The 12,762-nt window shown below is 34.6% G+C and carries 8 protein-coding genes; 7 read left to right on the top strand and 1 reads right to left on the bottom strand.

The genetic code is table 11. The annotated features are described in order from the left end of the window. Window positions 1-699 precede the first annotated feature (699 nt). From parE to JM172_RS09220, 3 genes are all read left to right on the top strand, one after another. Entirely contained in the window at window positions 700-2,664 is a 1,965-nt protein-coding gene (gene parE, locus JM172_RS09230) for a DNA topoisomerase IV subunit B (RefSeq protein WP_214481898.1), read from the top strand. A gap of 2 nt (window positions 2,665-2,666) precedes the next feature. Then, entirely contained in the window at window positions 2,667-5,093 is a 2,427-nt protein-coding gene (gene parC / locus JM172_RS09225; RefSeq protein ID WP_214481897.1) for a DNA topoisomerase IV subunit A, read from the top strand. A gap of 851 nt (window positions 5,094-5,944) precedes the next feature. Further along, window positions 5,945-6,958: a catalase family protein gene (locus JM172_RS09220; protein WP_214481896.1), complete on the top strand. Its 1,014-nt coding sequence runs from the start codon at window positions 5,945-5,947 to the stop codon at window positions 6,956-6,958. Between the two features lie 120 nt (window positions 6,959-7,078). Here JM172_RS09220 and JM172_RS25140 read toward each other — a convergent pair whose 3' ends face one another. After that, window positions 7,079-7,204: a hypothetical protein gene (locus JM172_RS25140; RefSeq protein ID WP_284730443.1), complete on the bottom strand. Its 126-nt coding sequence runs from the start codon at window positions 7,202-7,204 to the stop codon at window positions 7,079-7,081. A gap of 1,390 nt (window positions 7,205-8,594) precedes the next feature. Here JM172_RS25140 and JM172_RS09215 point away from each other — a divergent pair. The 4 genes from JM172_RS09215 to deoD all read left to right on the top strand — a co-directional run bounded on the left by JM172_RS09215 (window position 8,595) and on the right by deoD (window position 12,632). Continuing rightward, window positions 8,595-10,340: a carbon starvation CstA family protein gene (locus JM172_RS09215; RefSeq protein ID WP_214481895.1), complete on the top strand. Its 1,746-nt coding sequence runs from the start codon at window positions 8,595-8,597 to the stop codon at window positions 10,338-10,340. Window positions 10,341-10,580: 240 nt separating this feature from the next. Beyond that, window positions 10,581-10,847 (top strand): cory-CC-star protein, encoded by a 267-nt coding sequence (locus tag JM172_RS09210; protein WP_214481894.1) that lies wholly within the window; start codon window positions 10,581-10,583, stop codon window positions 10,845-10,847. Window positions 10,848-10,876: 29 nt separating this feature from the next. Beyond that, window positions 10,877-11,794, top strand: coding sequence for an ArsA family ATPase (locus tag JM172_RS09205; RefSeq protein WP_214481893.1), 918 nt, complete (start codon window positions 10,877-10,879; stop codon window positions 11,792-11,794). A gap of 136 nt (window positions 11,795-11,930) precedes the next feature. Next, window positions 11,931-12,632 carry a purine-nucleoside phosphorylase gene (deoD, locus tag JM172_RS09200; protein WP_214481892.1) on the top strand — a complete coding sequence of 234 codons (702 nt, stop codon included), beginning with the start codon at window positions 11,931-11,933 and terminating at the stop codon, window positions 12,630-12,632. Window positions 12,633-12,762: the final 130 nt, after the last annotated feature.

The raw sequence follows: 12,762 nt of genomic DNA, 5'->3' as shown, positions 1-12,762 counted from the left end.
TGATACAAAACTTGATATCGAGAGAATGAAAAAGAAATATTGAGATACAAAACTGATTGTTAGACGGACTCACGTACGGTGTTGTGAGAGGGGCGAAAATAATGTCCTTATTTTCCCTCTACTCGTTTATGTCTTAATTTTATTCAATAGGAGCATTTGAACTTTCACTTTAGATTGTTTTCGTATTCATTGTTGGTTTTTCTAAAAAACCTATCCTTTCTTCTCTATAGACTATAAGAGTCATATGATACACATCATTTACTCCAATATAAGTTCCAAAAGCACCGAAGTAAACGAAAAGAGCCTTATGTTAAATTATTTATCATTCATAGGCTAGAAAAATCAAATTTTACAAAAATGAGAGGGTTTTAAAAGAAGAAAAAATTTTTGTCCTTGTGATAAGTGGGTATTACCATATATTATATAAAATAGGAGTTGCAGTTTTATTCTGTTTCTAAAAGGTGTATAATTAGAACACCCGTTCTTTTTATGGGCAAAAAGGAACTAAAAATATTATTTAGGGGCTATAGGATAATCCACCTTTAGTGCCTATCACCTCGAGGCCATTTCCATACATCCTATCAAGGGAAATGACTCGAATGCTTGTCAGGGATAATCGAGGCGTTTACGCATTTATTTTGTACTATAACAAGATTAAAAAGTTGTTGTGTATGTTTTTTGTATTGAGGAGGTAGTTTTTTGTCAAAGCAAAGTTTTGAATATAATGATGAAGCCATTCAGGTGCTAGAAGGGCTGGAAGCTGTAAGAAAACGTCCGGGTATGTACATAGGAAGTACGGACACACGAGGGTTACATCATTTAGTATATGAAATTGTTGATAATTCTGTAGATGAAGCTTTAGCTGGCTACGGGAACCATATAAAAGTTACGATACATAAAAATCAAAGTATTAGTGTAGTTGATAAAGGGAGAGGCATGCCAGTTGGCATGCATAAGTCGGGAAAGCCCACTCCTGAAGTTATACATACTGTTTTACATGCTGGTGGGAAGTTTGGACAAGGTGGTTATAAAACGAGTGGAGGATTACATGGTGTAGGTGCATCTGTCGTTAATGCTCTTTCAGAATGGTTAACTGTTACGATCCGTCGTGATGGAAACGTATACGAACAGAGGTTTGAACAAGGAGGAAGTGTAGTTTCTGCACTTGAAAATAAAGGGAGAACGAATCAAACGGGTACAACAACTCACTTTAAGCCAGACCCAAGCATATTTAGTACAATTACATATAACTTTAATACACTGTGTGAGAGATTGCGTGAGTCAGCATTTCTGTTAAAGGGTCTAAAGATTGAGCTCATAGACGAGCGGCATGATGAGCAAGAAATATTTTACTATGAGAATGGCATAGAGGCTTTCGTTCAATATTTAAACGAGGAAAAGGATACACTACATCCAGTGATATCATTTGAAGGGGAACAAAACGACATTGCAGTTGAATATTCCTTCCAATTTAATGATGGATTTTCAGAAAACATCCTTTCATTCGTGAATAATGTAAGAACGAAGGATGGAGGTACCCATGAGTCGGGTGCTAAAACAGCAATGACGCGTGCTTTTAATGAATATGCCCGTAAGGTAGGATTATTAAAGGAAAAAGATAAAAACCTTGAGGGATCAGACATTCGTGAAGGGCTTGCTGCCATCGTGTCTGTCAGAATTCCAGAGGAGTTACTTCAATTTGAAGGGCAAACGAAAGGGAAGTTAGGGACAAGTGATGCGCGCTCAGCAGTTGATGCTGTTATAACGGAGAATTTGGCGTATTTCTTTGAGGAAAATCCTGATGTTAGTTCGTTATTAGTGAAAAAAGCTATAAAAGCATATCAAGCTCGAGAAGCTGCTAGAAAAGCTCGAGAAGAAGCACGAAACGGGAAGAAACGAAAGAAATCTGAAGGTACATTAAGTGGAAAGCTTACACCAGCTCAATCTCGTAATCCACATAAAAATGAACTTTATTTAGTTGAAGGTGATTCTGCAGGTGGATCTGCTAAGCAAGGGAGAGACCGACGATTTCAAGCTGTGCTGCCTTTACGTGGTAAGGTTATTAATACAGAAAAAGCTAAGCTTGCAGATATATTTAAAAATGAAGAAATTAATACAATTATACATGCTGTAGGTGGAGGAGTTGGCTCTGAGTTTTCTGTGGAGGATATTAATTATGATAAAGTAATCATTATGACTGATGCCGATACAGATGGAGCACATATACAAGTACTTTTACTTACATTTTTTTATAGATATATGAAACCACTCGTTGATGCAGGTAAAATATTTATCGCTCTGCCACCACTATATAAAGTTAGTAAAGGAACTGGAAAAAAAGAAGTGTTAGAATATGCTTGGTCTGAGGACGAGCTGAAATTAGCTATGAATAAGATAGGGAAAGGGTACACAATTCAGCGCTACAAAGGGCTTGGTGAAATGAACGCTGATCAGCTTTGGGAAACAACTATGAACCCTGAAACGAGAACGCTCATTAGAGTAAGGATTAATGATGCTGCAAGAGCAGAGAGACGAGTTACAACGTTAATGGGTGATAAAGTTGAACCTAGACGTAAATGGATTGAAAGTAATGTAGCTTTTGGTTTAGAGGAAGAAACGAATATTTTAGACAATGATAACTTGTCGGTCGTGGAGGAGGATTAAGAATGTCACAAATTGAAACAATTCGAGAATTACCACTAGCAGATGTTCTCGGCGACCGCTTCGGTAGATATAGTAAGTACATTATTCAGGAACGTGCTTTACCTGATGCTAGGGATGGGTTGAAGCCTGTACAAAGACGTATATTGTATTCTATGTACGTTGAAGGAAATACAGCTGACAAAGCCTTTCGTAAATCAGCAAAAACTGTAGGAAACGTAATTGGTAATTATCATCCGCATGGTGATACATCAGTCTATGATGCTATGGTGCGTATGACGCAAGATTGGAAACTGCGTAAATTGTTGGTTGAAATGCACGGGAATAACGGAAGTATTGATGGTGATCCGCCAGCTGCTATGCGTTACACAGAGGCAAGGCTTTCATCAATTGCTTCAGAGCTATTGAGAGATATTGATAAAAATACAGTAGAGTTCATACCGAATTTTGATGAAACGAGTAAAGAGCCAGTTGTGTTACCTGCTATGTTTCCGAACCTATTAGTGAACGGATCCACTGGGATTTCAGCAGGGTATGCGACCGAAATTCCTCCACATCATCTTGGAGAAGTAATAGATGGTGTAATTATGCGAATTGACCGTCCAAACTGTACAATTGATGACTTAATGACAGTTATTAAAGGCCCTGACCTGCCAACGGGAGGCATCATCCAAGGAGTAGAAGGGATTAAAAAAGCATATCAAACTGGTAAAGGCAAAATGATCATTCGAGGTAAAACGTCGATTGAATCCATTAGAGGTGGTAGGCAACAAATTGTCGTAACTGAAATCCCTTATGAAGTAAATAAAGCCAACTTAGTAAAGAAAATAGATGATTTACGCCTAGATCGTAAAGTCGAAGGGATATCAGAGGTTCGTGATGAGACCGACCGAACGGGATTGCGAATCGTTATAGAATTAAAGAAGGATGCAGATGCACAAGGTGTGTTAAATTATCTATTAAAGAATACTGACTTGCAAATTCCGTATAGCTTTAATATGGTAGCTATCCACCAAAAACGTCCGAAGCTAATGGGCTTAGCAGAGATGCTTGATGCTTACATTAAACACCAAGCAGAAGTGGTAAAAAACAGGACGCAATATGAATTAAATAAAGCAAAAGATAGACATCATGTTGTGGAAGGGCTCATGAAGGCATTATCGATATTAGATGAAGTGATCTCAACCATTCGTGCGTCAAAAGATAAAAAAGATGCCAAAATAAATCTTATTAGTGCGTTTCAATTTACTGAGCTACAAGCGGAAGCAATTGTTACATTGCAGCTATATCGCCTAACAAATACAGACATTACTCAGCTTGAACAAGAAGCAGGTGAATTATTAGATAAAATAGCTGAATTAACAGCAATTTTAACTAGTGAAAAAAGGTTATTTACTGTCATAAAAAAAGATTTAAGAAAGCTTCGAAAAATATATGCCGATAACCGACGATCCATTATTGAAGCTGAAATAGAGGATTTAAAAATCAATTTAGAAGTGATGGTTGCACCTGAGGATGTAATTGTCACGGTTACGAAGGACGGCTATGTGAAAAGAACGAGTCTTCGTTCATATTCTGCTTCAAATGGGCAAGATTTTGCAATGAAAGAATCAGACAGGCTATTAGGAATGTATGAAATTAATACAACTGATGTCTTATTAATTTTCACTAACAAAGGTAATTATTTATATTGTCCTGTCCATGAATTACCTGATATACGCTGGAAAGACCTTGGACAACATATTGCAAATATCGTCAACATTGATCGAGATGAACAGATCATTAAAGCAATTCCTATTAAAGAGTTTAAGACCAGTCAATTTTTATTATTTGTCACAAAAAACGGTATGGTGAAGAAAACCATTCTGGAGCAATATAAAGCAACACGATATTCTCGAGCATTAGTAGCAATTAATTTAAAAGATCATGATGAAGTCATTGATGTTGAAATGACAGATGGGACTAAGGATATTTTTCTAGCAACCTACTTTGGAAATGGATTATGGTTTCATGAAAATGAAGTAAATGTTGTCGGAGCGCGTGCGGCAGGAGTGAAGGGAATCAATTTAAAAGATGGCGATTATGTCGTAAGTGGAATCATAGGTCAACAAAAACAGCAGCCTGATCTAGTAGCGATAACACACCGCGGTGCAATTAAAAGAATGAAATTGACAGGATTTGAAAAAACATCTCGTGCAAAACGTGGTGTAGTGATGTTACGTGAACTAAAAAATAACCCTCATCGTTTAGTTGGTGTTGTTTTTGTTACTCAAAAAGACGTAGTATATTTCCAAACTGAAAATGATGTGATTCATTCTGTTGATCCTATCACCCTTAGACCGACCGATCGATATAGCAATGGTTCATTTATTATAGATGTACAAGAAGAAGGTCAAGTGAGTGAGATATGGAAGGAAAATAACAAGGAATAATTAGTTTTTTAAAAACCAGTTTTTACACTGGTTTTTTTATTTTGCTTCGGTAAATATTAATTTTTTTTATTGAACTAGGCGAATACACATACAGACACGAGCTTATACATTAGAAAAGGCTAGGTAGAAGTAACGAGCTGTTCACGATAATTAAATAATTACAAAAGATACCAATTAAATGATCTAAATAGACTCTTTTTTTCTTAAACGTTGTTATTATTGTTCATAAAAATGGATGTATGATGAGAATTATGAGAATTCAATAATTTTGAAAATGCCATGAACGCTAGAGCTAAACATGTTTATGTCTTAGAACGAAAAGTAACAATTATTACGAAAGCAGCCATAAATATAATAAATTATTATATTTAGCATCATTTTGTATTCGCGTTGCATAGAATAGTACAACACTTGTAAAAGGAGTAGAGGATATGAACAAATATTGTACTCATTGTTGTGCTATTTTAAGTTATAAAAGTAACAATTGTTCATTGTGTGGGAGTCATCACATTAAAGAAATTGTTATCAATATACAAAAGCAGCCAACTGAAAAAGGAGATAATTAGTCATACAAATTGTGTATACCTTACAAATTCCACGAGCAAATAATAGTAGCTTTCTTTTCATTTAGATGACTGTCACAACCATTCTTATTTATAAGCAAGTTGCCAGTAGTTTTTGATTTCTATAACTTGTACAATAAATAACCTGCTCTATATGGAGTGAGGTTATTTTTAATTAGCTAGAAGCTCCTCAAATACTTAATTCCATTTTCAACTACAGTTTTGTTATGAATATTTATGATGTTTTTGCTAATCATATTGTTAATAACAAAAAAGGGAGATATTTCTATGGATAATGCAAATCAAGTAACTAAATTTGAATCAATACCAAATGATGAAGCATCTTTAATTGAAAGTATGGAATCGTTACTAAGAAAAAAAATGGAGATGGAATATACTGAAGGAAATACGAAAAGAGATGCTCACCCAAAACACCTCGCATTGTTACAGGCTCAGTTTATTATTGAGCCAAATCTTCCTGATGAACTAAAAGTAGGTATTTTTGAAAAACCAAACAAATATGATGCGTGGATTCGTATATCAAATGCAAATGGTAAAATACAGTCGGATATGAAAAAAGACTTCAGAGGATTTGCGGTAAAATTAATGGGAGTTAAGGGGAAAAAATATGAGAAGGATGAAAATGAAACCCAAGATTTTGTACTAATGAGCCATCCAACTATGCCATTAGGGACAGTAAAACTATTTCATGATGCTGTTTATTATAGTTTAAAGTGGAATCCACTCGTTTTATTGTTGAAGATGACTTTGTCTGGGAGAGGAGATATTATTAAGGAATTAAATAATGGTAAAAAAAATCATTCATCTCCTTTAGATATCCGCTATTGGAGTACAACTCCTTATATGTTCGGTGTTAATAAAGTAGTGAAATATTCAATCATCCCAACATCTACATATAAAAGTACGCTACCAGAACCTTTAACTGACCGTTATTTAACTGATAATATAGAAAAGCACTTAGCTAAAGAGGAGGCTAGTTTTGACTTTTTCATTCAATTTCAAAAAGATCCACAACTTATGCCTGTGGAAGATGCTGGAGTAGAGTGGAAAGAAGAGGATTCTCCATTTATAAAAGTTGCGACTATTAAAATCCCATCACAAATTTTTAGAACGAAGCAAAGAGACGAGTTAGCAGAGGATTTTACATTCTCACCTGGACATGCTCTTGTTGAACATCAACCCATCGGGGGTATTAACCGAGCTAGGGTAGAAATATATCGTAATTTATCAACATATAGACATGAAAGAGATAGCAGAGAAATGGTTGAACCACATCATTAACTAGGAAGGGTCTCTTTAGAACAAAGGTCAAATGAAGATGTACAGCCAAAGAAATTACTCTTATTTTTGTAGGAGTTTTCTTTGGCTGCTTTTATTGCTAGATTTTATAAGGGTAACAAACTATTTTTTTCGCTTTTTAGCAGAAAATTCCTCACCGTGAGCTTCTTGTTCAGCTCTCGTTGCCTCTGGTGGTAGATGGTTGTTTTTTTTAGGTGCATTAATACGATTTCTATTCTTTTTACCCATGCATCATCTCTCCTTTATGATTATTCTAAAGTTTTTTATCACTTTTCGAAGAATTTGGTTTCTTTTTATTAGACCGCGATGTTGGATTCGTTTCATTGGCATAGTCTACGGCCTGCTTTATTTTTTTATTAGTCATATCAGTCAAACCCCCTTGTAATTGTTTACTTAATTACAGCTTCTAGAACTTTACCTAACCTGCTTAACGTTACATCGAGATTAACCAACTTCACCGTTTATACTATTCCTTTTTTGAAGAATTCTATTCGTTTTCTATAATATGTTTAGCCTTGATGGAAGTTTTGCGTATTAGAAACTCTCCTTTTCAAAAGCTAGAATTTGATGTGTCTTTGCTAATTGAAATCCAGGTGTTTATATAACCGGTTACCAATCGTTCTAATTTAGAAAATAATAGCAAAGTTTACGAAAAGAGCCTTTATATTAGCTTCGTCCACTATTTGTTACTTTTCGTATTAAGAGAGGTAGACATGCAATAAGTTACCTTCGTGGCATCTTTTCTTCTCAATGTACTATAGAAGCATTTAATACATATTAGTTACTCAAATATAAATGAAATAATAGCAAAGTTTACGAAAAGAGCCTTTATATACTGTTTGTGCACTATTTGTTACTTTTCGTACTAAGAGAGGTAGACATGCAATAAGTTACCTTCGTGGCATCTTTTCTTTTCAATGAACTAAAGAAGCATTTAATACATATTAGTTACTCAAATATAAATGAAATAATAGCAAAGTTTACGAAAAGAGCCTTTATATTAGCTTCGTCCACTATTTGTTACTTTTCGTATTAAGAGAGGTAGACATGCAATAAGTTACCTTCGTGGCATCTTTTCTTCTCAATGTACTATAGAAGCATTTAATACATATTAGTTACTCAAATATAAATGAAATAATAGCAAAGTTTACGAAAAGAGCCTTTATATACTGTTTGTGCACTATTTGTTACTTTTCGTACTAAGAGAGGTAGACATGCAATAAGCTACCTTCGTGGCATCTTTTCTTTTCAATGAACTAAAGAAGCATTTATTACATATTAGTTACTCAAATTTAAATGAAATAATAGCAAAGTTTGCGAAAAGAGCCTTTAAATACTGTTTGCGCACTTTTTGTTATTTTTCTTACTAACATCAATCACGTATCAGTCTAGTGTTCTATACTTTATTTAAAATATATCCCACTCATAAATCTCTATATTTCAGTCCAACCTTAGTCAAAACAAAAACAAAGTTTATGAAAATAGCCTTTTCTTTCAGAAAAATATAATATCGAATTGGTCACTTGAATAGTATTACTATTAACAAGGTTCAAAATGGACAAGAATGTAGTTGTTTTATCACTATTGTACAAATTTTCTTTGGTAGGGGGGAATGAAGTTGAATAGTATTTGGTTAGCGATATTCGGAATGGTAGTCTTTGCACTCGGGTATCGATATTATTCGAAGTTTATAGCGGAGAAAATTTATCGTCTTGACTCTAGTTATGTAACTCCAGCACATAAGTATGAAGACGGTGTTGATTTTGTGCCAACGAAAAAATCCATCTTATGGGGGCATCATTTTACTTCGGTAGCAGGTGCTGCACCAATTGTTGGGCCAGCTATAGCAGTTTATTGGGGATGGTTACCTGCATTGCTATGGGTTGTATTAGGAACTGTCTTTGCTGCAGGGGTACATGATTTTGGTACACTCGTTTTATCTGTTCGTCACAAAGGACAATCTGTCGGTACTTTAACGAATAAACTAATCGGGAAGCAAGCTAAGATCTTATTTCTATTTATTATCTTAATTTTAGTGCTTATGGTAAATGCAGTTTTTGCTTGGGTTATTTCAAATTTATTTATTACATTTCCAGCCAGTGTTATCCCTGTATTTATTGAAATTCCTCTCGCCATTTGGATAGGGTATGCAGTTTATAGAAAGAAAAAAGGGATGCTTGTACCTTCAATTATTGCGCTTTTGATAATGTACGCAACTGCAGTTTTAACTAGTAAGTATCAAATTCTTCAAATAGATTTAGTGAGATATTTCGGTGGTGCAAATAACACTGTTTTATTTGGACTTGATGGTGTTTCAATGGCATTTTTTGTTTGGATCATCATTTTAATGGTGTATTTGTATATCGCTTCTATCTTACCAGTTTGGAAGTTATTACAGCCAAGAGACTATATTAACTCTCATCAACTTATCGTCGGGTTATTTATTTTATATGGTGGACTATTATTATTAAGGCCTGAAATAACGGCGCCTATGACAAATACAGCTGCTACAGACAAATCTTGGTTTCCATTGTTATTCATCACAATTGCATGTGGTGCTATCTCAGGGTTTCACGGATTGGTTTCGTCAGGTACAACCTCTAAACAGCTAGATAAAGAAACAGATGCTCGTTTTGTTGGTTATTTAGGGGCAATAGGTGAAGGGTCGCTAGCGTTGATTGCCATCATTGCAGTCGTGACATTTTTCGCTACACCTGGAGAATTTTTAACTGCTTATAGTAGTTTTGATAATGCTAGTAGCGGAGGTTTAAGTGCGTTTATTGGCGGGGCAGCTCAGCTAGCAACTGGGTTATTTATTCCAGAAGAAATTGCAAAAACGATAGTAACGATTATCGTCGTAAGCTTTGCGGCAACTTCGTTAGATACTTCAGTACGATTAATGAGATATATTATTTCAGAATTAGGATATGAGTACAAGATAAATCCATTAACAAAGACGCATGTTGCAACATCGGTTGCTGTAATTACAAGTGCAGCTCTAATATTGTTACCAAAAGGTCCCAATGGTTTTGGGTCAGGTGGGTACTTGCTTTGGCCATTGTTTGGTACGTCGAATCAATTATTAGCAGGTATAAGCTTGTTACTTATTTCAATTTGGCTCAAAAAACAAGGGAGAAATTATATTGTTACACTAGCTCCTATGTTGTTCATTATTATTATGACGCTTTGGGCGATGATACAACAAGTTGTTTTTCAGTGGTCAGGATATGGTGAATCAGATGCAAATTTACTTCTATTCATACTAGGTGGAGTTATATTAGTATTCGCTTTTTGGATATTGTTGATTGCCTTCTCTTCATTAACGAAAAAGGACAACACTAATAATATTAATACTCCGATGTAACTACCAAAGTCTGCTGTTCTCTTCTTAATTGGTGGTGGTGATAAAGTTATATATACGCTTATACGTAATAGTTGTAACGCCTATTTCATTCGTTGAAAAAGCTGATTTGGTAGTATTTAAAAATTTGATAATCAAAAACTGGCATAGGTGGCTATCCTTTTAAGGCAAGTCACCTTTTTTATATATAAGAAGATTGATTCTAAAAACGTAAGGTTCATTTTGTATAAGGATGGTGAAATAATGGACAAGGCATGGAATATGTTGAAAATACTCATTAGGAATTATGATGAAATGCTTAAATTACCTCACCGCATAGAAATTGCAAGGGAGCTCAGAGACGAAGATGATTTATTTGTATTACTTTGTAGTTCAGAGTTACTGGGTGTTCCTAATCCAATTTTTTATTATACGCTAGAATTATACCCTTATATGATTGAAAATTTCCACGAATGGCACTTACGTATGGGTATGGAGCACTCACCACTAGATGGCATTCGATGCTGTTAAATGATTAAAACCATAAACGGAGGTTACTAATGGATATTAAAAAAATTCTATTTGTAGGAGGCAAAGGTGGGGTAGGGAAATCAACAACAGCTGCCGCCATTGCGCTGAAACTTGCAAAAAATAACAAAAGAACATTAATCATTTCCACAGATCCAGCACATAATATTGGTGATATTTTTCATCAACAAGTAGGACATACACAAAGAGAAGTGTATTCAAACTTATTTGCGCTTGAAATAGATCCACATCAAGAAGCTGATCGATACATTCAGACAGTTAAGGACAATATAAGGGAAACGGTTAAACCCCACATGCTTGAGGAGGTGAATCGTCAAATTGATTTAGCTAAATGCTCCCCAGGAGCGGATGAAGCAGCATTATTTGACAAATTGGTTTCAATTATCATCGAAAAAAAAGACAAGTTCGATCATTTAATTATTGATACAGCTCCTACAGGACACACACTTAGGCTATTATCGCTACCAGAATTAATGACTGTATGGATGAACGGAATGGTAAGTCGTCGAAAGAAAATAAACAGAAATTATTCTCAATTACTTAATGACGGTGAGGAAATTGAAGATCCAATTTATAAAATTTTAAAAATGAGAAAAAATAGATTTAAAGAAGTTAGAGATATTTTATTAAATAGTAAAGTTACAGGATACTTGTTCGTGTTAAATGCAGAACGACTTCCAATTATTGAAACTAAAAAAGCTGTAATGTTACTTCAAGATAATGACTTTCAAGTTGAGACAATTGTTGTTAATAAAGTATTACCTGACGATATGTCTGACACTTTTTTTCAACAACGAAAACAACAAGAAAGAGTTTATTTAGATCAAATTAAGGAACAATTTAAATCACAGAAAGTAATGTTAATCCCTTTATTTAATGAGGATATACACTCGTTCAGAATGCTTAGCAATTTTGCTGAACAAATTTGAAACATGAATGTCATAACTCCGATTAGACATCCGACGTCAGACATCCAAACAAATTTTCGCAAAATGTTCTTTTTTTTCTACATGTAACTATGTTATATTGTACTTGAACTAGTAAACAACATTAGGAGGAATTACGATGAGCGTACATATTGGAGCAAAAGAAAATGAAATCGCTGACAAAATATTACTACCAGGAGATCCATTACGTGCTAAGTATATAGCAGAAACATTTTTAGATGACACTATTTGTTATAACGAAGTACGAGGTATGCTTGGTTTTACAGGGACATATAAGGGAGAAAAAATATCAGTTCAAGGTACAGGTATGGGGGTACCTTCGATTGCTATATATATAAACGAGTTAATGCAAAGCTACAATGTACAAACATTAATACGTGTAGGAACTTGTGGAGCGATCCAAAAAGATGTTAAAGTTCGTGATGTTATTTTAGCGATGACTTCATCTACAGACTCAAGTATGAATAAAATTAGATTTGGTGGGATTGATTATGCACCAACTGCAGACTTTGAACTATTGAAGAATGCGTACGATATAGGTGTTGAAAAAGGCTTGAATTTAAAAGCAGGTAATGTCTTTACAGCTGATCAATTCTATAACGATAATGCCGAATTTGAAAAGTGGGCTCAGTATGGAATTTTAGCAATCGAAATGGAAACAACTGCTCTATATACATTAGCTGCTAAATTCGGTCGCAAAGCACTATCAGTGTTAACGGTAAGTGATCATATACTAACAGGAGAAGAAACAACTTCTGAAGAACGCCAAACTACTTTTAATGATATGATTGAAGTTGCACTTGATGCAGCAATTAAGTAAGTATATTGAAGTTTAATATACCTTGTGATCAATAAACTTTCATGTTTTGAATATATGGAAAATGGATTTCTCCATTCAATTCATGGGTGTTAGGCTAGAGCCATGAAAACACTATTTGGCTTTTACAAGT

Origin of the sequence: Bacillus sp. SM2101 (genome assembly GCF_018588585.1) — a bacterium.
Taxonomy (GTDB): Bacteria; Bacillota; Bacilli; order Bacillales; family SM2101; genus Nanhaiella; species Nanhaiella sioensis.
This window is presented reverse-complemented; position numbering and strand designations above follow the sequence as displayed.